Below are 21,980 nucleotides of genomic sequence, written 5' to 3' on the forward strand. Positions count from 1 at the left end.
AGCAGCGCAACAATTACCACAACGGTCAGCCGGACTGACCGTTGTGCTCAATCTCCAGGCAATAAAAAACCCGCCGTAGCGGGTTTCTTATATTCAGCAAGACTTACTTGATGCTCGGTGCCGGGCCTTCAGCCACACCCAGATCGTCGGTTTCACGGGTGTCGATGATCGCACGACCACCAGACGCCAGCTCGACCTGCAGTTTGTCTTCATCCAGTTCCTTGACCCACTTGGCAACGACCAGGGTAGCCACGGCGTTGCCCACCAGGTTGGTCAGGGCACGGGCTTCGGACATGAAGCGGTCGATACCCAGAATCAGCGCCAGACCGGCCACCGGCAGGTGACCCACAGCCGACAGGGTGGCGGCCAGAACGATGAAGCCACTGCCAGTCACACCAGCAGCACCTTTGGAGGACAGCAGCAGCACCAGCAGCAGGGTGATCTGGTGAGTGATGTCCATGTGGGTGTCAGTTGCCTGGGCAATGAACACCGCCGCCATGGTCAGGTAGATCGAGGTGCCGTCCAGGTTGAAGGAGTAACCGGTAGGAATCACCAGGCCGACCACCGACTTCTTGGCACCCAGGCGCTCCATCTTGATCAGCATGCGTGGCAGGGCCGATTCCGAGGACGAGGTACCCAGCACGATCAGCAGCTCTTCGCGGATGTAGCGGATCAGCTTGATCACGCTGAAGCCGTGGGCGCGGCAGATGCCCCCCAGGATCACCAGCACGAATACCACGCAAGTGATGTAGAAGCAGATCATCAACTGGCCCAGTTGCACCAGGGAGCCGACGCCGTAGGCACCGATGGTGAAGGCCATGGCACCCAGCGCACCCAGGGGCGCCAGCTTCATGATCATGTTGATGATGTTGAACATCACGTGGGCGAAGCGGTCGATGAAGTCCAGCACCGGCTTGCCGTAGGCACCCAGGCGATGCAGGGCGAAACCGAAGATCACCGAGAACATCAGCACTTGCAGGATGTCGCCGTTGGCGAAGGCACCCACGATGGTCGACGGGATCACGTTGAGGATAAAGCCGACAATGCTCTGGTCATTGCCCGCAGTCACATAGGCTGCGACTTTTGAAGCATCCAGGGTCGAGGCGTCGATGTGCATGCCAGCACCCGGCTGCACCACATTGACCACGATCAGGCCGATCAGCAGGGCAATGGTGGAAACGATTTCGAAGTACAGCAGCGCGTAGCCGCCAGTCTTGCCCACCGATTTCATGTTCTGCATGCCGGCGATACCACTCACCACGGTGCAGAAAATGATCGGCGCAATGACCATCTTGATCAGTTTGATGAACCCATCACCCAGGGGCTTGAGGGCCACGCCGGTCTGAGGATAGAAGTGACCGAGCAGGATGCCGATGGCGATGGCAACGATCACCTGGAAATACAGGGATTTATACAGTGGCTGACGAGTCGTCATTGCAAAGTTCCTCAAGAGCCCCGGCATACAGCTTCCGTCGATGCATGCGGTGCCTAAAGTGCGAACCCTCCTGCGCTGGAGGGATTTGTTGTGTCGAACTGCGTGCTGGCAGATCTTCCGGCTCTATCGCAAAGCCCGTGCCACCTTGTAAAAAAGCCCTACAGGCCTTTAGACATCAGGGGGACAGGCCGATATTGGCTTCCACTGCACCCGGCGCCACTGGCGGATTTCCGCCCATTCACCGAGTCTCGTCCTACAATTTGGCGGATATCCGCCTTGTTCCCTCATAGGGGGCTGGCTAACATCCGCCACTCAATGGACGGACCAGCCTTCATGCGCGAACGCACCATCGCCAGCCACTTTGCCCGTGCCGCCTTAGGCGGTGCACGTCGTCGCGGCTACGATTACGGGCCGCTTCTGCAGCAGCTGGGCATCAGTCCAGAGCTGCTGAGCCAGCCCAAGGCACGCATCGCCCCCGAACAATTCACCAGTCTGCTGCAGCAACTGTGGCTAGCGTTGGACGACGAGTACCTGGGTTTCGGCCATGGCCCCAGCAAACGCGGAACCTTCGCCATGATGTGCCACGCGCTGATCCACTGCCGCACCTTGGAAAAAGCGCTCAATCGCGGCTTGTTGTTTTACAGCCTGTTTGCGCAAGCACCGCGCCTTCGCCTGACGCACGAAGGAGAAATGGCCCGCCTGAGCCTGGATGATTCTGAGTTATGGGACCCGGAGCACTTTCTTAGCGAAAGCCTGCTGGTGATCTGGCATCGCCTGGGCAGTTGGCTGATCGGCCAGCGCATACGCCTTGAACAAGCCTGCTTCAGCTACCCGAAACCCGAACACGGCGCAGAATACGATTTGCTGTTCCCCTGCCCACTGCTGTTCAGCCAGGAGCACAGCAGCCTGTTGTTCCACAGTCGCTACCTGGGCATGCCGCTGCTACAGGATGAACGTACCCTCAAGCACTTTCTTGAGCGCTCCCCCGCCGATCTGCTGTCACGCCCGGACCAGGGCGACAGCCTCAGCAGCCAGTTGCGGCGTCTGCTCAGCCGAGACCGGGAGCGCTGGCCCGACCTGGAAAGCGTTGCCCAGCACCTGCACGTCAGCCCGCAGACATTGCGTCGCCATTTGCGCGAAGAAGGTTCGAGCTTTCAGGCACTCAAGGATGAACTGCGCCGTGACATCGCCATCTACCACCTGGGGCGGGCTGACCTGTCATTGCAACAGATCGCCGAGCAATTGGGCTTTTCCGAACCCTCGGCCTTTCATCGGGCATTCAAGAAATGGACTGGCCTGACCCCAGGCGCCTATCGCGCCCGGGAGCAGTAGCCAAAGCGCCCTTTACAGGGCCGGGAAGTGAATCCTGAAGGCCGCACCGCCCAAGGCTGAATCCCCCAGGGTCAACTGCGCGCCATAACTCTCGATGATGTCCTTGACCACCGCCAGGCCTATGCCCTGCCCTGGGTGCTGGCGATCAAGACGTTCCCCACGTTGGAGAATCCGGGCCCGCTGATCAGGTGGCACACCAGGGCCATCGTCCTCCACACACAGCTCTGAACCATCCAGAGTCTCGCGCACACTGATGCGTACCGAGCTCAGGCACAGGCGGTAGGCGTTCTCCAGCAGGTTGCCAAGCAATTCCAGCAAGGCCCCGTGCTCGATCGGCACATAGCAGCGCTCGGGCAAATCGAAGGACACGCGCACCTGCTTGTCGCGATAGACCTTGTCCAGGGTGTCGCACAGGCTTTGCAGCACCGGCCGCAGACGTACCTGATGGCGCACCAGGCCACTCTTGCGCAGGCTGGCACGCTGCAACTGGTAGCTGATCTGCTGGCTCATGCGCTCGATCTGCGTCTGCAGGACCCAGGCCTGCTCCCGATCCTGAGGCCGTTGCGCCATGTCCTCGCTGACCCCTTGCAACACCGTCAACGGGGTTTTCAGGCTGTGGGCCAGGTCATCCAGGGAGTCCCGGTAGCGGCTACGCTGCTCGCGCTCGCTTTGCAGCAGGCGGTTCAAGGAGCCGGTCAGGCGCAACAGCTCCCGCGGATGCTCCTCACTGAGGCTTTGGCGGGTACCGCTCTCGATCTGGTCCAATTCCTGGCTCAAGCGTCGCAGGGCCTGCAAACCCCAGGTCAACCCCAGCCAGAGCAATGCCAGCAGCACCAGCAACGCCGCACCAAAGCCCAGATAGAGGTTTTCCCTGACCCCTTCCAGAGTCTGCTGATACTCACGCACCGGTTGCAGTGCAACGATACTGAAAGCCGCGTTCTTGCCCCCCAACAACTTGATCTCGACGTCGTAGACGAAGAACTCCTGGCCATTGGCTTCACGGATTCTGGCGAACTCGTTACCGCGCCCGTCGTACCGCGGCCGGTAATTGATGTTCTCTTCCTGGGTGGCCCGGGAGCGCCAGACCAGGTGCCCCTCTCGGTCATAGATGTAGCCCAGCAAGCGACTGTCGGCGAGATTGAAGCGCTCGTCCGGCAGTTGTGCGGGCATCTGCAGGCGGTTGTTTTCAATCCGCGCCGCCGAAATCAGGGTGGTGACGTCGGAAGCCAGGCGCTGCTCGATGGAGTCCTGCAGCGCCAGGCTGAAGGCCCCCTGCATGGCCGGCAGCAACGCCAGCATGAACAGCACCGCCAAGGTGGTCGCCGCCAGCATCAGCCGCAGCCGCAGCGATCGAATCATCGGCAGCGCTCGTTGAACAGATAGCCCAGGCCGCGCACCGTATCAATCGGCTTGAAGCCCGACGGCCCCTCCAGCTTGCGCCGCAGCCGCCCCACCAGCACCTCGATGACGTTCGGATCACGCTCGTCATCGTCCGGGTACAACTGCTCCATCAGCCGGTCCTTGGCCACCACCTGCTGGTGATGGCGCATCAGGTACTCGAGGATCCGGTATTCGTAGGCGGTCAGGGCCAGGGGTTGATCATCCATGGACGCCTGCTTGCGATTCAGGTCCAGCAGCAAAGGGCCGGCAATGATGGTGGACTGGGTAAAACCGCTGGAACGCCGCAGCAACGCATTGAGCCGAGCATCCAGCTCTTCGAACTGAAACGGCTTGACCACATAGTCGTCGGCACCGGCGGCCAGGCCTTCGACCTTGTCCTGCCAATTGCCGCGGGCGGTGAGGATGAGGATCGGAAACGTCTTGCCACGGGCACGTAACTGACGGATCAGATCCAGTCCGCCCATGCCAGGCAACCCCAGGTCGATCACCGCCAGGTCGTGATTGAACTGCTCGGTCTGATACAACGCCTCCTCGGCGTTCGCCACGGACTCGACCACATGGCCACTGTCGGTGAGGCGGGTTTGCAGGTGATGGCGCAACAGCGCCTCATCTTCGACGACCAGCAACTTCATAACGCTCTCCCAGGCAAAATTCGACATCTCCAAGGGCGCCCCTGCGCCCTGACGATCAATGCGCCAGCGCCGGACCGTACCCAAGGCACAGTCCGGCGCGGTTCAGGCCAGGCCGCTTATCAGAAAGCGTAGTTGGCCGACAGATAAGTCTGGGCACTGCTGGTAAGGCTCAAGGAACCTTGCTTGCTGCCGCCCCGCTCGCTCATCTCGGTCCCGGCATTGCTGCGCAGGTAACGGTAGCCGAGCTCCACCGACGTGTTTTGTGAAACCTGCTGCAGGACACCCGCCTGCACTCCCACCGCGTAACCGATGTCGCTATCGCGGCTGAAGCCCGGGGATTCCTGGGTCAGCTTGGTCAAGCCGGCGGTAGCACCGCCAAACAGCTTGGTGCTGCTGGTCACCGGCAGGAACATATCGTAACTGCCCAGCAGATTTTGCTGACGCAGTTTAATGCCATTGTGAGAGCCGGAAACGTAATCGTAAGTGGCGTAGTAACGGCCCTGGTCATTCTGTTGACCGAAACGCACACCCCAGGTGTTGTCCTTGCCGATCACACCATCGGCGTTCGGATGCCCGAGATTGCTGTTGAGCTGGCTGGATTTTTTAACCTTGTCGCTGGTCTGGCCGTAGGTCAGGCTGGCGAAGTTACTGTCAGCGGCTTGGACGGCGGCGCTGGCGCCGAGAACGGTAAAGGCCAGGATCAGTTTTTTCAATGAAGTCATAGGAAGTTTCCTTTGCGCTATTGGCTTTTTGGGTACGGGGCTAGAGTAAACAGCCCGCCCTGAACTCCCCCTGAACACACTCTTAACCTCGCCTGAACCAGATCCATCTAGCTGTCTTGAGGCATTTCAACCTGCACAACGCTCTCGCCCAGCTTTCTGAGTCCCCTCTCTGCACCACACACCGCTACCCTCGAACTCTTCAACCCGGCAAACTAGCGGCCATGAATGTACTCCCCCCTCTCCCCGCTTGCTGTACCTCTCTGGATGCCTCCTGGCCCCTGCCGGAGGCCTTGCCCCATACCCTTTGGCTGAGCACTCGGTTCGATCCCGGGCAATTGGCCGCGGATGATTTCCAGCGCAGCGGCATTGAAGCGCCGCCCAGCATCCAGCGCTCGGTGGCCAAGCGCCAGGCCGAATTCCTGGCCGGACGCCTGTGTGCCCGGGCCGCCCTGTGGCAACTGCAGAATGTGGATTGGGTTCCTCCGATCGGCGCCGACCGGGCGCCGATCTGGCCCGAGCATATCTGCGGTTCCATTACCCACGGCACCGGCCGCGCCGCCGCCATCGTCGCCGACAAACAGCACTGGCGAGCCTTGGGAATAGACCTGGAAAAGCTGCTGAGCAATGAGCGTGCGGCCAATCTGGCTGAGCAGATCCTCACGCCGGCGGAACTGCAACGTCGGGACCTGTTGCCCCCCGCGTTGCAAGCCCTGGCGGTGACCCTGACCTTCTCGATCAAGGAAAGCCTGTACAAGACCCTGTATCCATTGGTGCACAAAAACTTCTACTTCGAACACGCCGAAGTACTGGAGTGGTCTATAGAGGGTCAGGTCCGAGTGCGCCTACTGACGGACCTGAGCGATGAATGGCACCACGGCAGTGAGCTACAGGGGCAGTTCGTGGTCGAGGACAACCAGTTGCTCAGTCTGATCGCCATCAAGGCCGCCCCGCCGACAATCCTCAGCGGGGCTCCTGCTGCCGGGGCCAGCTGAGGCTGAAGCAGGCCCCCCCGAGGCTCTTGCTCTGGCTGATCAGGGCCCGACCGTCGTGCCAGTGGATGATTCGCCGCACGATCGACAGCCCCAGCCCATGACCGCCGGAAGCCCGGGTACGACTGTCATCCAGGCGCAGAAAAGGCGTGAAGATCTTTTCCCAGGCACTTTCCGGCACGCCGGGACCGTCATCCTCCACATCCACCCGACAGCGCAACTGGCCCACCTGATAACTGACAGTGACCTGGGATTCCGCATGGCGCATGGCATTGCTCACCAGATTCTGCAGCGCCCGGTGCAGATAGCGCGGCTCGGCCTCGACCCAGGCCCCGTCGCACTCGGCGTCGGACAGGCACAGCCCACGCTGGACCTTGAGGTTGGCCCGCAAGGGTGCCAGTTCGCTGATCACTTGGTTAATCAGGGCATCCAGGTCGATACGCTGGAAATTCAAGGCCGGCGAGCCCTGTTCCAGGCGGGCATAGGTGAGCATCTCGTCCACCAGACGATCCAGGTCCTGAATATCGTGATCCATACCATCCAGGTACTTCTGTCGCGCCTGATCGGTATTTGCCGAGGCAATCATCTCCAGACCAAAACGCAACCGAGCCACTGGTGTACGCAACTCATGAGAGACCGCCCGCACCAGTTCGCGCTGGATCGCCAACAAGCGTTGCAAATGCTCGGCCATGCCGTTGAATGCAGCCGCCAGGCGCCCCACCGAATCCACACCACGAGCCGGCACGCGAGTTTCCAGGCTGCCCTTGGCAATTTTCGTGGCTGCCGATTCCAGGCCGCTGAGACGTCGCTCCAGTTGGCGTACCAATAAATAGACGATCAGGCCGATCAAGCTCAGGCCGAGCACGGCAATCAGCACCAGCCATTGCGGCGGATAAGGGTTCATCTGATACAGAGGGCCGATTTCCAGCACCCAGGGCGTCCCCACCAACCCCGCAAATACCCGGATCGAATCACCGCCCTTGCCCAGGGCCATCACCGTATCGCCCTCGGCCACCCGTCGGCGCTGGTCCTCATCCATATCGGCGGCATCCAGGGTGGACAGGTGCATATCGAAACCAAACCCCTTGGCCTTCTTCAATGCCGCCAGACGCTCAGGCTGCTCCGCCACCGGATACCGTACCAACTCGTCCGCCAGCAGATAGATGGTTGCCCGGGCCAGTTGCTCGCTGATCTGTTGCACTTCGGCACTGAGCAGCAACTGCTCCTTCTCGCTGACCAGGCGATAGACCCGGGCGGCAAAGGGCCCGATCTGCTCCACCAGCGCCTGCCCGCGCAGCACCCGGCCACGCTGGCTGCTGTCCAGGTCGGTCTGGTTGAAGGTCTTCAGGCTCAGGGGAATCCCCAACAGCCGCTCCCACACGGCCAGGGCGCGGCGACGCTCGATCTCGCTCATGGGCTTGAGGTTATCCGCCATCAGCGAGAAGGTGCCGTGGGCCAGTCGTTCGCGGTACTGCTCGCTGCGCACCTCGTTGAGCAGGTGCAGAGCCAGCACCCCCAGCAGCGCCACCAGGATCAGCGCGGCGCACATGCCGCCATAGATCCGCAGGAAGATGGAGTTCACGAGGGCAAGTCGGCGGCGGCTTCAGGAACGAACAGATAGCCCTTGCTGCGAATGGTCTTGATCAGTCGCGGGTGCTCCGGGTCGTCGCCGATCTTGGGCCGGATGCGCGAGATGCGCACATCGATGGAACGGTCCTGGCCGTCATAACCTATGCCGCGCAGAGCGGTGAAGATCTCCTCACGGGACAGTATCCGCCCCGCATTCACCACCAGCAGCCACAACAGATCGAACTCGGCGCTGGTCAGCTCGATGCCGACATCGCTCAGCCATGCTTCACGCAGGGCGTTGTCCACCACCAGAGGACCAAATTGCAGGCGCCGGGTTTTCTCCTGGGCAGGCTCCGCTGCTTCGCTGCGCCGCAGCAAGGCCTGGATCCGCGCCAGCAACAACCGTGGGCGTACCGGCTTGCAGACGTAGTCATCGGCCCCCAGGTCCAGGCCCATGACCTGATCCATGTCATCGGTACGGGCGGTGAGCATGAGGATTGGCCCGTCATAGCGAGCCCGAACCTTGCGACAGATACTCAGGCCGTCTTCACCGGGCAGCATCAGGTCGAGAATCACCAGGTCTGGCTGCTCGGCAATGATCCTGGCGGCAGCCCGGGCGCCGTTGCCCTCGATGGCCACCTGCAGGCCGTTACTCTCGAGATATTCACGGGTCAACTCAGCCAGACGCTGGTCATCCTCGACAATCAGTACCTGCCAGGCTTCTTGCTCCACGCTCGACCTCTTTTTTATTGCCAGCATTCACTGGAAAGAAAGCACCCGTCTTTTTGTCATGAAAAAGACGGATAACCGGCCATGGAAAACGTCGCCAGCAACTCATGGACCGCGACGGATTGTAGCAACCGGGATCGGCCCACACACAAGCGACTAAAACGACTCGGTCAGGGGGATTTTTTGTGATAGGGTTCGCGCCCGCAAAAATCCGCCCAAGGCAATTTCAGGCGGTAAAAAACAGTGACAAATGGTTCCATGCACTAGGACTGCGGCCTGCGCGAGTTTTACCCAGCCCATACACAATTTACGCACAACCTTATCCACAGGCAGCACGTTGCAATCAGCCCCCAAAACGCATTATCTTGTAGCCCGCCGGCCAAAAACACCTATATCTAGGGTTTTACCCAAAAAACCAAACACACTTCAGACAAGAAACTCAAGCCCTTTTCTTGCCCCGTTTGGTGGAACCAATCGCTGTTTCAGAAGACCAAGACCGCGCGTGCGGATGGCATCGTTTTCCACCCTGTCCAGGAGAAAGCGGTACGGGTGTTGCAGCAACAAGACTGTCACCCACCAGGAATAAGGTGCCGAGCCCAGGCTCGACACCATGACTTCGGCATGGAAGCGGCGCCAATAGCCCCCTTCCTGAACTGTCCCGAAGTCGTTATGCCCGGCCTCTGCCGGCTGTAGTGCTTCAGGACGGAACGGTGGGCACCTCAATGGTGCCCAAACAAACATAGAGAACGTGGAGACACCCATGCAAACCGACACAACTCGCGAGAACCCGCAGGCCAATGCGCCGCAGGCCGCCGATTCCAACCTGGATCTGTCTGCTACCGCCCCTGGCCAATTGCGCGTGATCAAGCGAAACGGCACTGTCGTTGCTTACACCGATGACAAGATCACCGTCGCTATCACCAAAGCGTTCCTCGCAGTTGAAGGCGGCACTGCCGCTGCCTCGTCGCGAATCCACGACACCGTGGCGCGCCTGACCGAACAGGTCACCGCGACCTTCAAGCGTCGCATGCCTTCGGGCGGCACCATCCACATCGAAGAGATCCAGGACCAGGTCGAACTGGCCCTGATGCGCGCCGGCGAGCAGAAAGTTGCCCGCGACTACGTGATCTACCGTGACTCCCGCGCCAAGGAACGTGCCACTCGCTCCAGCGGCGAAGAGACGGTACAAGCCCACCCTTCGATCCGCATCACCCGCGCCGATGGCAGCTTCGCTCCTCTGGACATGGGCCGCCTGAACACCATCGTCAGCGAAGCCTGCGAAGGCCTGGAAGAAGTCGATGGCGACCTGATTCAGCGCGAAACCCTGAAGAACCTCTACGACGGCGTGGCCCTGAAAGACGTCAACACCGCCCTGGTGATGACCGCCCGCACCCTGGTCGAGCGCGAGCCGAACTACTCGTTCGTCACCGCCCGCCTGCTGATGGACACCCTGCGCGCCGAAGGCCTGGGTTTCCTCGAGGTCGCCGAGAGCGCCACCCATCACGAAATGGCCGACCTGTACGCCAAGGCACTGCCGGCCTACGTCGCCAAGGGTATCGAGTTCGAATTGCTGAACCCGGTGCTGGCTGAGTTCGACCTGGAGAAACTCGGCAAGGCGATCAACCACGAACGCGACCAGCAGTTCACCTACCTGGGCCTACAAACCCTGTACGACCGTTACTTCATCCACAAGGATGGCGTGCGTTTCGAACTGCCGCAGATCTTCTTCATGCGCGTGGCCATGGGCCTGGCAATCGAAGAGAAGCAACGCGAAGACCGTGCCATCGAGTTCTACAACCTGCTGTCGTCCTTCGACTACATGGCCTCGACCCCGACCCTGTTCAACGCCGGTACCCTGCGTCCACAGCTGTCGAGCTGCTACCTGACCACCGTCCCGGACGACCTGTCGGGCATCTACGGCGCCATCCACGACAACGCCATGCTGTCGAAATTCGCCGGCGGCCTGGGCAACGACTGGACTCCGGTACGTGCACTGGGTTCCTACATCAAGGGCACCAACGGTAAGTCCCAGGGCGTCGTCCCCTTCCTGAAAGTGGTCAACGACACCGCTGTAGCCGTGAACCAGGGTGGCAAGCGCAAGGGCGCTGTCTGTGCCTACCTGGAAACCTGGCACATGGACATCGAAGAGTTCATCGAGCTGCGTAAGAACACCGGTGATGATCGTCGTCGTACCCACGACATGAACACCGCCAACTGGATCCCGGACCTGTTCATGAAGCGCGTCTTCGATGACGGCAAGTGGACCCTGTTCTCGCCGTCCGAAGTACCGGACCTGCACGACCTGACCGGCAAGGCCTTCGAAGAGCGCTACGAGTACTACGAAGCCCTGACCGAGTACCCTGGCAAGATCAAGCTGTTCAAGACCATCCAGGCCAAAGACCTGTGGCGCAAGATGCTCTCCATGCTGTTTGAAACCGGCCACCCATGGCTGACTTTCAAAGACCCGTGCAACCTGCGCAGCCCGCAGCAGCACGTGGGCGTGGTCCACAGCTCGAACCTGTGCACCGAGATCACCCTGAACACTAACAAGGACGAGATCGCCGTCTGCAACCTGGGCTCGATCAACCTGCCGAACCACATCGTCAACGGCAAGCTGGACACCGCCAAGCTGGAACGCACCGTGAACACCGCCGTGCGCATGCTCGATAACGTGATCGACATCAACTACTACTCGGTGCCGCAAGCGAAGAACTCCAACTTCAAGCACCGTCCAGTGGGCCTGGGCATCATGGGCTTCCAGGACGCTTTGTACCTGCAGCACATCGCCTACGGTTCCGACGCTGCCGTCGAGTTCGCCGACAAGTCCATGGAAGCGGTCAGCTACTACGCGATCCAGGCTTCCTGCGACCTGGCCGACGAGCGCGGCGCCTACGAGACGTTCCAGGGCTCGCTGTGGTCCAAAGGCATCCTGCCGCTGGACTCGCAACAGATCCTGATCGAGGCTCGCGGCCAGAAGTACATCGATGTGGACCTCAACGAAACCCTGGACTGGGCACCGGTTCGTGCCCGCGTGCAGAAAGGCATTCGTAACTCCAACATCATGGCCATCGCACCGACCGCGACCATCGCCAACATCACCGGCGTATCGCAGTCGATCGAACCGACCTACCAGAACCTCTACGTGAAATCGAACCTGTCGGGCGAATTCACCGTGATCAACCCGTACCTGGTTCGCGACCTCAAGGCTCGCGGTCTGTGGGACTCGGTGATGATCAACGACCTGAAGTACTACGACGGTTCGGTGCAACAGATCGAGCGCATCCCGCAAGAACTCAAAGAGCTCTACGCGACCGCCTTCGAAGTGGAAACCAAGTGGATCGTCGACGCTGCCAGCCGTCGCCAGAAGTGGATCGACCAGGCTCAGTCGCTGAACCTGTACATCGCCGGCGCCTCGGGCAAGAAGCTGGACGTGACCTACCGCATGGCTTGGTACCGTGGCCTGAAAACCACTTACTACCTCCGTGCCCTGGCCGCTACCAGCACCGAGAAGTCGACCATCAACACCGGCAAGCTGAACGCTGTCTCCAGCGGCGGCAACCACGGTGACGACTCGGTCCTGGCAGCGCCTGCCGGCCCTGCTCCAGTGCCGAAGGCTTGCGCCATCGACGAGCCGGATTGCGAAGCTTGCCAATAAGCTGAGCTGACAGGCGCCCATGGCGCCTGTGCCAACCCCCGATAGGCCTGCGGCTTATCGGGGGTTTTCTTTTGCCCGCAACAAAGCTGTAGAAGCCGGCTTAGCAATGAACAAGCCTCACCATCCAAGCGTGCGCAAGCCTCGAGGACGCCTTCACTGGCAAGCCAGCCCCGACAACAAGCCAGCCACCTGCGATACAAGCTTGCACGCCTGCAAAGCCCCCCACCAGCGCACGCCTACGAACCCAACACCAATAAAGGAACCGGATGGCAGCAAACAGGCATGAAAAAGCCCCTCATCGAGGGGCTTTTTGTGTAGCGCTCAAGCGAACCGGTATCAGGTCATCTGGATGATGGTCTGCATGATGGTGCTCTGAGTGGAGATGGTCTTGGCGTTCGCCTGATAGTTGCTCTGCGCCTTGATCAGGTTCACCAACTCGTTGGTCAGGTTGACGTTGGACTCTTCCAGGGAGTTGGATTGGATCGCTCCCAGGGTGCCAGTCTTCGGTGCGTCATAACCTGGAATACCGGACGAGTAGGTCTCTTTCCACTGAGTGCCGCCTACCGGCTGCAGACCTTGCTCGTTGGTGAAGCTGGCCAGGGAAATCTGACCGATCGCCTTGGTCTGCTCGTTGCTGAAGTTGGCCAGCATCACACCGGTGCCATCGATGGTCAGGCTGCTGATCTGGCCAGTGGAGTAGCCGTTCTGCGCGATGATCGAGCGGGTGCTTTCGCCGAACACCGAACCGGTTTTGGTCATGTCGATGCTGACACCGTTCGCCGCAGGCTTGGCGCCGTTAGGGGCGAATACGCCATTGGTGACGGTACCCGGAGTCCAGGCGGCAGCCGACATGACAATTTTGTTGCCGGCTATGGTGTACGGCGTAGTCCCTGGCGCAGCTGGCGGGGTAATGGTGCTGAGCTTGCCCGACGAGTCGAACGTCATGGTGATCGGCGACTGGTTGGCCATGGTGAATGCAGTACCGTCCGGGTTGCGACCATCAATCAGCGTGTAGGTTTGCCACTCATTGGGGTTCGGCGTCTTGATCATGTACTGATCCATGACGTGCTTGTTGCCCTGAGAGTCATACACCGGGGTACTGAACGACTTGGTGTAGGTGGTGTTGTCGGTCGGATTGAACACATAGGCCGGAGCGGTCGAGGCCACATTGATCGGAGTCGAATCGGAGTTCAGGTTGATCGTCGAGGAGATCGAGTCGGTTGGCTTGGGCGCCAGGTTCGAGGTATCGATCCGCAGGTCGGTCAGTACACCGTTGATGATCTTGCCGTTGGCATCTACGGCATAACCTTGCAGGCGCGCAGTGCCATCACTGTTGGTGATGAAGCCTTCCTTGTCGGTCTTGAAGGTACCGGCACGGGTGTAGGTCAGCGAGCCATTGGTGCTGAGCACGAAGAAGCCCTGCCCCTGAATGCCCATGTCCAGCACGTTGCCGGTGTTGTTGATATCACCGTTAGTGAACTGCTGAGAAACGTTGGACAGGCGTACGCCGTTACCAATCACCTGAGTACCGCTGCCCAGCTTGGTGGCCGAGTAAACGTCGGAGAATTCTGCGCGGGAAGATTTGAAACCGGTGGTCGCGACGTTGGCGATGTTGTTACCGGTGACGTCCAGCTGTTTGTTGGCAGCGTAGAGACCGCTAAGGCCGATATTGAAAGACATATTCCACTCCTTGTGCCGGTTAGTCGGCTCTAGATACCAATGGTTTGTACTTTGGACAGGGCAATCGGGCTGCTCATTCCTGCCAGGTTCAGCATCAACTCTCCGCCGGTCTGGCTGATGGTGACGCTGTTGACCGTCGCCGGCAGGTAGGTGATCAGGTCAGTGCCCTTGCCATCAATGGTGGTGCTGGCCTTGAAGGTGTAGTTACCCGGGGCCGCCTTGGTGCCATCGGTCATGGTGCCATCCCAGACAAAACTGGCGTTGCCGGCCTTCTGGCTGCCCATGTCGATGGTCTTGACGGTGTTGCCATCCTTGTCGGTGATGGTCACCTTGACCGAGCTGACGCTGGACGGAACGGTCACCGAACCGGTCATGCTCTTGCTGGTGTCAACCTGTGTGGTGCCGGACTGGACGATCACCGAGCGACCTACCAGGGACGAAGCCTGCAGAGCCTGAGAGGATTTGTAATTGCCAGTGATGGAGTTCACCGAGGTATTAAGGGTCGTGATCCCTTCCAGGGTGGAGAACTGCGCCAACTGGGCAACGAACGCACTGTTGTCCTGTGGATCCAGCGGGTTCTGGTTGTTCAGCTGGGTCACCAGCAACTTGAGGAACGCGTCCTTGCCCAGGGCCTGCTTGCCGGTGGCGCTGTTCGTCGCTGCCGCCAGGCCGTCGGCGCTGGTGGTTTTCGCGGTCTTCTTCGACGAGTTGGCCAGTACATCCTTGAGGGACGGACCGCTGGTGGTATCAGTAACGCTCATTGGCTTCGCCCCTTATCACTGACCCAGGGTCAGGACCTTCTGCATCATGGTTTTGGCGGTATTCATCATTTCAGCGTTGGTCTGGAACGAGCGACTGGCGGAAATCATGTCGGCCATTTCTTCCACCACGTTGACATTGGGGTAGAAGACGTAGCCCTTGGCATCTGCAGCCGGATGATTCGGTTCGTAGCGAGCTTCCAGATTGCTCTGGTCTTCCACCACGCCCAGCACCTGAACGCCTTGGCCTGCAGCATCCTGGTTCTGGAACAGCGAATCGCTGCCACCGCTCTGGGCGCCCTGGAACATGGTGGCAAACACCGGATGACGAGCGCGGTAAGTCTGGTCGATGCTCGACGACACGCTCTCGGCGTTGGCGATGTTACTGGCGACGGTGTTCAGACGAGTGGTCTGAGCGCTCATGCCACTACCGGCAATATTGAAAACACTGGCAAGGGACATGGATTACTCTCCGCGCAGGGCTGCAACCAGCCCTTTGAATTTGCTGTTGAGCAGCGTGAAGCTGGCTTGGAAGTCCACCGAGTTCTGTGCGTAGCTCGACTGCTCCAACTGGGCATCCACGGTGTTCTGGTCGATCGAGGGTTGCATCGGCGTGCGATACAGCAGCGATTCGGCGCCACTGCTCAGGCCCTGGGCTTCGATATGCCGGGTGTTGGTCATGTTCAACGCGAAGCTGCCGCTCTTGACCTTTTCGTTCTGCTCGGCGAGCACAGCGGAGAAATCCAGATCCCGAGCCTTGTAGTTCGGGGTGTCGGCGTTGGCGATGTTGTTGGCCAGCACTTCGGCACGCTTGGCGCGAAAGCCAAGAGCTTGTTCGTGAATACCGAGCGCTTTATCGAAGCTGATGCTCATGTCGGAAACCTTTGGGTGACCTGATTTTTCGTAAGCTTGACTTAGCAAGCTACGTGCCAAGTCAAAGACCCCCATAAATCAAGGGTTCTACGGCAGCGGCAAGGCGGCAATGCCAGAAAAGCGGCAATGGATTTCCGCGAAACGCCGGCAAAGCGGCAATCGACCTGCCGCTTTTCGCCCGGCCACCCGATAAAATGGCACCCACAAAAAAGGAGGCCCTGAGGCCTCCTTTTCTATTGCTGCACCACCCATCATTTCGCCTGGTAGATGATTCCAGGGCTGCATTGCACCATCTGATAATGATCCGGCAGACCATTGAGCGCTTCGGAAGCGCCCAGGAACAGGTAACCACCAGGCTTCAGCGTGCCGTGAATGCGCATCAGGATGTCCTTCTTGACCTCAGCCGAGAAGTAGATCAGCACATTGCGACAGAACACGATGTCGAACTTGCCAAGGCTGGCGTAACTGTCCAGCAGGTTGAACGAGCGAAACTCCACCCGGCTCTTGATCGGCGCCTTGACCACCCAGCGCCCCGGCCCTTTAGGGTCGAAGTAGCGCTGCAGGCGCTCGGCCGACAAACCACGGCCGATGGCCAAGCTGTCGTATTCGCCGGTCTTGCAGTTATTGAGCATGGTCCCGGACAGATCGGTAGCAACAATCTGCACCCCCATCTTCAACTGGCCCATGTTGCTGCGCTCGAACTCATCGATGGACATCGACAAGGAATAGGGCTCCTGCCCCGACGAGCATGCCGCCGACCAGATCCGCAAGCGCTGATTGGGGCTGGCCTTGATGGCTTCGGGAAGCACCTTGTTCTTCAATACTTCGAAGGGATAGGTGTCACGAAACCACAAGGTTTCGTTGGTCGTCATCGCATCCACCACCATCTCGCGCAATCCGCTGCGCGGCTGGGTCTGAATCCGCTGAACCAGCTCACCCAAGGTTTTGATGCCTTGCTGTTCCATCAGTTTGTTGAGACGGCTCGAGACAAGATATTGCTTGTTTTCCCCGAGCAAAATACCACAGGCTTTTTCCAGGAAGACCCGGAACTGTTCAAAATCCAAATTACCCGTAGACAATGCTGCCGCCTCTTAAATCTTATGTTCGCCGGGGGCTGATGCCCTCAGCTGTGGTCTGCTGCTTTGATCCGGTCTACTACCCGGGATGCCAGGTCGTCAGGACGGAACTTGGCAAGGAAGTCATCGGCACCGACCTTCTTCACCATCGCCTGATTGAACACCCCTGACAACGAAGTATGCAGGATGATATGCAGCTTTTGCATGCGTGGATCGCTACGTATCTCGGCCGTGAGGGTGTAACCGTCCATTTCGGGCATCTCGATGTCGGAAATCATCATGAGGAATTCCTCTTCCGGCTTCTTGCCCTCATCCACCAGCTTGCGCAGGTAGTCCAGCGCCTGCCGGCCATCGTTCAGCGCCACCACCTCGACACCCACAGTCTGCAGGCAGCGAGTAACCTGCTTGCGCGCCACTGACGAGTCGTCAACGGTCAACACCCGCAAGGAAACAGCCTTGTGCTGAGTCTCGACGTCAACCACGCCCACCGAAATAGACTCGGAGGTGGGGGCGACTTCCGCCAGAACCTTTTCAACGTCGATGATCTCGACCAACTGGTTGTCCACCCGAGTCACCGCCGTCAGGTAGTGATCGCGCCCCGTGCCCTTGGGCGGCGGATGGATCTCTTCCCAGTTCATATTGACGATACGCTCCACCGAGCGCACCAAAAACCCCTGAGTCTTGGTGTTGTACTCAGTGATAATGACGAACGGATTGCTCTGATCCTGCAACCCCCCCGAACCTGTGGCCATTGCCAGATCCAGGATCGGAATGGTCGCCCCTCGAATATTCGCGACACCGCACACCACAGGGTTGGATTTGGGCATCAGGGTCAACTTGGGGCATTGCAGCACCTCGCGAACCTTGAATACGTTGATCCCGTAGAGTTGCTCACCGTCCAGACGGAACAGCAGCAACTCCAGGCGATTCTGCCCAACCAATTGCGTGCGCTGGTTTACCGAATCCATTACACCAGCCATGCCCAGACTCCCCAAAGCTTTAAGATCCGACGCACGCTCATCACTAAACGGCACGGCGCTTGCTTTTTAACTGTTATGAACGCCAAAACGACATTTTTCCGACGCCTGACATCCCCCTACCGCGCATTGCTTTGCGGGATGTCGGCGCTATGTATCCTAAACCCTGGCGGCCCTGCCGTTGCTGATTCGGTCACCCTGCCTGATCTACTTATCGGCGTCACTCAAGGGTTTCTTGAATTCACGGTAGAAGACTACCTGGCTACCAGTCAAACGGAAGGACGCTACGAAATCCAAGTCAACCAGCTGGATCCGCGTATGCGCATGCCTGCTTGCGACAAGGAATTGACAGCGAGCCTGGAAAGTCCAGCACAGCCACTGGGGCGGGTAACGGTCAAGGTCCGCTGCGAGGGAGGCTCACCCTGGACGGTGTTCGTGCCAGCCCAGGTCAAACTGTTTCGCGAAGTGGTCACCACTTCGCGCCCACTCAAACGCACCGGGATCATCGAGCCAGAAGACGTGGTATTGCGCGAGAGAGATATCAGCCTGAACAATCAGGGCTACCTGACTTCCGTGGACCAGGCCATTGGTCAGAAACTTGTCCGACCAATGGTCGCCGACCAGCTTGTTACTCTGGGTCACCTGGAACAGGCTGAAGTAGTACGCAAGGGCGATCAGGTAGTGATTTCGGCACGTAGCGGCACCCTGAACGTGCGGATGCCGGGGGAGGCACTGTCCAACGGCGGCCTGAGCGAGCAGATCAGGGTCAAGAACCTGAACTCGCAACGAGTGATCAAGGCTCGCGTCACCGCGCCGGGGCAGGTGGAAGTGGCCATGTAGATAACTGGCGCTCGACTCGCTCGTTCCCTAAACTGTGGCCGATAACGGGTCGCAGATACCTGCGCTGGCTCGTCGACAATCGAGCCTAAAGTTTTTCAGGGTATGGCCGAAAACATGGCAAGCGTCCAAATACCCAGAGGTTTTCTTCATCATGGTCATCGACTTCAGCCGTTTAAACAGCTCCCCCTCACTGACAGGCAGTACGCGTACCAGCGCCAGCAAGGAAACCGGCGATGCCGGCAAATCCGCTGCGCTGACGACTGCAGCCGAGACCAGCAAAAGCGGGGAATCGGTACACCTCAGCAATGAGGCTCAACAGTTGCAGAAAATCACCGACAAGCTGCGCGATCAGCCTGCTGTCGACAAGGCCCGCGTGGCCGAGTTGAAGCAAGCCATTGCCGATGGCAGCTATAAGGTCGACAGCAACCGTGTAGCCAGCAAACTGCTCAACTTCGAAGCCCAGCGCTAGCCACAGGCTTGCGCCAGGCTTTTGGACGCTTAATCCCCAAGGCCAGCCATGCACGACATCAATCTACTGCAACTGATCAATGACGACCTTGCTCCAGCTCAACAACTGCTGGAGCTGCTCAGAGCCGAATCCATTGCCCTGCACGGCCGCGACATGCCGCTGCTGGAGGATATCCTGGCGCAGAAGCAGGCCCTGGTCATATTGCTGGAACAGCATGGCCGTAAGCGCACAGAGATCCTTGCCAGCCTGAACCTGCCGAGCAATCGTGCAGGCCTCGAAGAACTGGCCAGTCACTCCAGCCTGGGCGATCAACTGCTCGAGCAGGGCAACCTGCTGACCCAGTTGCTCGCCGACTGCCAGGCCACCAACGAACTCAACGGCCGCTCGATCCAGATTCAACAGGCCACCACCGCCAACCAGCTGAAAATCCTCAACGGCGGCGAACCCCCAGCTCTTTATGACGCCCGCGGCTCTACCTCTATGCTTGCGAAGCCCCGCCCACTCAGTCAGGCTTAAGCCCCAAAAATGAGCGCGCGCTATCAAGCCGTGAAACATGCTGGCAAAATGCCAGACCCTGCGTGTAGTTGTATTTTGTCTGGAGATTGATGAACCGTGTTCAACGCCTCAAACGCGGAAGATGCTCCGCAGCCACCTAAGGTGTTCACCACTGCGTTGGAAATTTCCTCCAACCTGCGGCTGCTGCAAGAGAGCCACGACCCGCTGATCATCACTTTCCATGAGCGCAGCCAGCGCTTCCAGAGCTATCTGGTGGAAGTGGACCGCGACAGCAACATGATTGCCCTCGATGAAATGATCCCCCGCGACGGTGAGCGATTCATGCTGGCGGGCGAGCCATTTCGTGTTGAAGGCTTTCATGAAGGCGTGCGCATCGCCTGGGAAAGCAACGGCCTGCCGACCCTCGACGAGTCCAATGGCGGTCGCTGCTACCGGGCCACCCTGCCGGACGAAGTGGTTTACCACCAGCGCCGCAACGCCTTCCGCGCCGCACTCAAGCTGGCGCAACTGGTCGACATCGAACTCAGCGGCGAAAAACTCAAGTCCCCTCTGACCGGCAAGCTGCTGGATATTTCCGCTACCGGCTGCAAGTTGCGCTTCGACGGCGATATCTCTTCGCGCCTGCAACTGGGCCAGGTGTACGAGCGCTTTATTGCCGCCCTGCCCTTCGGCAGCATGACCGCCCCGGTCGAACTGCGTTACCTGCATCACGAGGAACGTATCGACACCACCTTTGCCGGCGTACGCTTTCACAACATGAGCGGCCTGGTGCAGCGTCAGGTAGAGCGCTTCGTCTATCAGTTACAGCGTGAAGCGCGGCGCTTCGACAAAGACGATCTCTGAGCCCCACGCACCAATGAAAACGGGCAGTGCCTTGCGGCAACTGCCCGTTTTTCGTTTCTAGGGCCGAGCCCCGCTTAAATGATCCCGAGCGCATTCATCGGGCAGCGCCTCATCCGACGCTTGCGGCGTCTCAGGCTCCGCTGCAGGCGCGGCGTCCGGCGCGGGCGTCTGCATCTGATCCTGCACCACCTGCTCATCCACTCGTGGATCGAGGGCCGCCACCAGAGGTGAGCTGGACATGCTGTCCGGCATGGCGACGTGATGCAACGGCGCATCATCCACCTGATGCAGATTGGTCACCGCCTTCGGCCGGATCCTCCAGACCAGGACCAGGGCAAAGAAACTGAAGAAGGCATACAGCATCTGACTGCCGAACAACTTCATCAGTACCCCAGCCGCCAACGGACCGATGCTCGCCCCCACGCCATAGGTCACCAGCAGCATCGCCGTCAGCGACACCCGACGATCACTTTCCACGTGGTCATTGGAGAAAGCCACCGCCAACGGATAGAGACAGAACTGCACCAGGGAACAAAGGAACCCGAGGACAAAGAGCATCTCCAGGGGGACCGACGGCAGGATCGCCAGAGGCAAGGCCACCACCGCCAGGAACAGCGCGAAGCAGCGAATCAACAACGCCCGATCATAGCGATCGGACAACCAGCCCAATGGCCACTGCACCACCAGACCGGCAAAAATGCAGCTCCCCATGAACAGACCGACCTGCTCGGTACTCAAGCCCTGCTGCGACGCATAGAGCGGCGCAAGGCCATAGAAGGAACCCACGATCAACCCCGATCCCAGCACGGTACTCAGTGACTGGGGAACTCGCTTGATAAAGAAGCGCGGCTCCATCGGCGCCGGATGCAGAGGCGCCGGGTGAATACGCCGGGTCATGGCCACCGGCACCAGGCACAGGGCAAAGCACAGGGCCACCAGCATCAACAGTTCCAGCCCCAAAGCGGGATGCATGACCAGAATCAACTGACCCAGAACCAGCCCCAGGTAAGAGGCGATCATGTAGCCGCTGAACACCAGCCCGCGCTGATTGGCGTCGGCCTGCTCGTTGAGCCAGCTTTCGATGACCATGTACTGGCACATCATTCCCAGGCCGACGATCATCCGCAGCACCAGCCAGGCCGGCAGCCAGTCCACCAATCCGTGCCCGAGCACCGCCGCCCCGACGATCCCGGCACAGGTAGCGTAGGCGCGGATATGCCCGACCCGGGCAATCAACCGGTGCCCCAGCTTGCCCCCCAATACCAGGCCGAAATAGTTGGCCGCCATCAAGGCACCCACCCACAGGCCATCGACATGGTCGGCGGCCAGGCGAAGAGCCAGATAAGTGCTGAGCAGACCCGAGCCGATCAACATCATCAGCGAGGCGAAATAAAGCGCTCGAAAGGATTTCCAGATTTGGCGCATCGGCGTTCCGAGCGGCTCCTTGAATGAGGTGTCGGACCCTTGGCAAATCAGGGCCCGAC

The 21,980-nt window shown here is 59.6% G+C and carries 20 protein-coding genes; 7 read left to right on the forward strand and 13 right to left on the reverse strand.

The window, feature by feature from the left end; translation table 11 throughout:
• Positions 1 to 103: 103 nt before the first annotated feature.
• The gene (locus PFZ56_RS27700) at positions 104 to 1,435 is read right to left on the reverse strand and encodes a dicarboxylate/amino acid:cation symporter (RefSeq protein ID WP_102880574.1); all 1,332 of its coding nucleotides are present in this window, start codon (positions 1,433 to 1,435) and stop codon (positions 104 to 106) included.
• 333 nt (positions 1,436 to 1,768) lie between these two features.
• Between PFZ56_RS27700 and PFZ56_RS27705 the strand changes: the two genes are divergently transcribed.
• Entirely contained in the window at positions 1,769 to 2,767 is a 999-nt protein-coding gene (locus tag PFZ56_RS27705) for an AraC family transcriptional regulator (RefSeq protein WP_110651464.1), read from the forward strand.
• Positions 2,768 to 2,779: 12 nt separating this feature from the next.
• On the opposite strand, the gene PFZ56_RS27710 is transcribed toward PFZ56_RS27705, so the two are convergent.
• From PFZ56_RS27710 to PFZ56_RS27720, 3 genes are all read right to left on the reverse strand, one after another.
• On the reverse strand, positions 2,780 to 4,126 hold the full coding sequence (locus PFZ56_RS27710) for an ATP-binding protein (RefSeq protein WP_102880576.1): 1,347 nt from the start codon (positions 4,124 to 4,126) through the stop codon (positions 2,780 to 2,782).
• Complete coding sequence (locus PFZ56_RS27715; protein ID WP_102880577.1) at positions 4,123 to 4,800, reverse strand: response regulator; 678 nt, start codon at positions 4,798 to 4,800, stop codon at positions 4,123 to 4,125. The genes PFZ56_RS27710 and PFZ56_RS27715 overlap by 4 nt, the downstream gene beginning before the upstream one ends.
• Positions 4,801 to 4,919: 119 nt before the next feature.
• Positions 4,920 to 5,522, reverse strand: coding sequence for a hypothetical protein (locus tag PFZ56_RS27720; protein WP_102860716.1), 603 nt, complete (start codon positions 5,520 to 5,522; stop codon positions 4,920 to 4,922).
• A 221-nt stretch (positions 5,523 to 5,743) separates the two neighbouring features.
• On the opposite strand from PFZ56_RS27720, the gene PFZ56_RS27725 reads away from it, so the two are divergent.
• Positions 5,744 to 6,514, forward strand: a complete 771-nt coding sequence (locus tag PFZ56_RS27725) for a 4'-phosphopantetheinyl transferase (protein ID WP_170001931.1) — start codon at positions 5,744 to 5,746, stop codon at positions 6,512 to 6,514.
• On the opposite strand, the gene PFZ56_RS27730 is transcribed toward PFZ56_RS27725, so the two are convergent.
• Positions 6,483 to 8,093: an ATP-binding protein gene (locus tag PFZ56_RS27730; protein WP_102880579.1), complete on the reverse strand. Its 1,611-nt coding sequence runs from the start codon at positions 8,091 to 8,093 to the stop codon at positions 6,483 to 6,485. The genes PFZ56_RS27725 and PFZ56_RS27730 overlap by 32 nt on opposite strands.
• Positions 8,090 to 8,812, reverse strand: coding sequence for a response regulator (locus tag PFZ56_RS27735; RefSeq protein WP_102880580.1), 723 nt, complete (start codon positions 8,810 to 8,812; stop codon positions 8,090 to 8,092). Before PFZ56_RS27735 ends, PFZ56_RS27730 begins: the two co-directional genes overlap by 4 nt.
• A gap of 757 nt (positions 8,813 to 9,569) precedes the next feature.
• On the opposite strand from PFZ56_RS27735, the gene PFZ56_RS27740 reads away from it, so the two are divergent.
• Entirely contained in the window at positions 9,570 to 12,464 is a 2,895-nt protein-coding gene (locus tag PFZ56_RS27740; protein ID WP_102860712.1) for a ribonucleoside-diphosphate reductase subunit alpha, read from the forward strand.
• Between the two features lie 336 nt (positions 12,465 to 12,800).
• Here the strand turns inward: PFZ56_RS27740 and flgE are convergent, their stop codons facing one another.
• From flgE to PFZ56_RS27770, 6 genes are all read right to left on the reverse strand, one after another.
• Positions 12,801 to 14,144, reverse strand: coding sequence for a flagellar hook protein FlgE (gene flgE / locus PFZ56_RS27745; protein WP_110594738.1), 1,344 nt, complete (start codon positions 14,142 to 14,144; stop codon positions 12,801 to 12,803).
• 29 nt (positions 14,145 to 14,173) lie between these two features.
• Positions 14,174 to 14,905: a flagellar hook assembly protein FlgD gene (gene flgD / locus PFZ56_RS27750; RefSeq protein WP_170001933.1), complete on the reverse strand. Its 732-nt coding sequence runs from the start codon at positions 14,903 to 14,905 to the stop codon at positions 14,174 to 14,176.
• Positions 14,906 to 14,920: 15 nt separating this feature from the next.
• The gene (flgC, locus tag PFZ56_RS27755; protein ID WP_102860709.1) at positions 14,921 to 15,364 is read right to left on the reverse strand and encodes a flagellar basal body rod protein FlgC; all 444 of its coding nucleotides are present in this window, start codon (positions 15,362 to 15,364) and stop codon (positions 14,921 to 14,923) included.
• A gap of 3 nt (positions 15,365 to 15,367) precedes the next feature.
• Positions 15,368 to 15,775, reverse strand: coding sequence for a flagellar basal body rod protein FlgB (flgB, locus tag PFZ56_RS27760; protein WP_110594740.1), 408 nt, complete (start codon positions 15,773 to 15,775; stop codon positions 15,368 to 15,370).
• A 251-nt stretch (positions 15,776 to 16,026) separates the two neighbouring features.
• Entirely contained in the window at positions 16,027 to 16,854 is an 828-nt protein-coding gene (cheR, locus tag PFZ56_RS27765) for a protein-glutamate O-methyltransferase CheR (RefSeq protein ID WP_170001935.1), read from the reverse strand.
• 44 nt (positions 16,855 to 16,898) lie between these two features.
• Complete coding sequence (locus PFZ56_RS27770) at positions 16,899 to 17,831, reverse strand: chemotaxis protein CheV (RefSeq protein WP_102860707.1); 933 nt, start codon at positions 17,829 to 17,831, stop codon at positions 16,899 to 16,901.
• 75 nt (positions 17,832 to 17,906) lie between these two features.
• On the opposite strand from PFZ56_RS27770, the gene flgA reads away from it, so the two are divergent.
• The 4 genes from flgA (at position 17,907) to PFZ56_RS27790 (ending at position 20,496) form a co-directional block, all read left to right on the forward strand.
• Positions 17,907 to 18,668 (forward strand): flagellar basal body P-ring formation chaperone FlgA, encoded by a 762-nt coding sequence (gene flgA / locus PFZ56_RS27775; RefSeq protein ID WP_110651462.1) that lies wholly within the window; start codon positions 17,907 to 17,909, stop codon positions 18,666 to 18,668.
• 151 nt (positions 18,669 to 18,819) lie between these two features.
• Complete coding sequence (flgM, locus tag PFZ56_RS27780; RefSeq protein WP_102880583.1) at positions 18,820 to 19,137, forward strand: flagellar biosynthesis anti-sigma factor FlgM; 318 nt, start codon at positions 18,820 to 18,822, stop codon at positions 19,135 to 19,137.
• Positions 19,138 to 19,185: 48 nt separating this feature from the next.
• Positions 19,186 to 19,653, forward strand: a complete 468-nt coding sequence (locus PFZ56_RS27785; RefSeq protein ID WP_110651461.1) for a flagella synthesis protein FlgN — start codon at positions 19,186 to 19,188, stop codon at positions 19,651 to 19,653.
• Positions 19,654 to 19,749: 96 nt separating this feature from the next.
• Positions 19,750 to 20,496 (forward strand): flagellar brake protein, encoded by a 747-nt coding sequence (locus PFZ56_RS27790; RefSeq protein WP_102860703.1) that lies wholly within the window; start codon positions 19,750 to 19,752, stop codon positions 20,494 to 20,496.
• Positions 20,497 to 20,553: 57 nt separating this feature from the next.
• Here PFZ56_RS27790 and PFZ56_RS27795 read toward each other — a convergent pair whose 3' ends face one another.
• Positions 20,554 to 21,921: an MFS transporter gene (locus tag PFZ56_RS27795; RefSeq protein ID WP_170001937.1), complete on the reverse strand. Its 1,368-nt coding sequence runs from the start codon at positions 21,919 to 21,921 to the stop codon at positions 20,554 to 20,556.
• Positions 21,922 to 21,980: the final 59 nt, after the last annotated feature.

This window comes from Pseudomonas danubii (assembly GCF_042980055.1).
Classification (GTDB): domain Bacteria; phylum Pseudomonadota; class Gammaproteobacteria; order Pseudomonadales; family Pseudomonadaceae; genus Aquipseudomonas; species Aquipseudomonas danubii.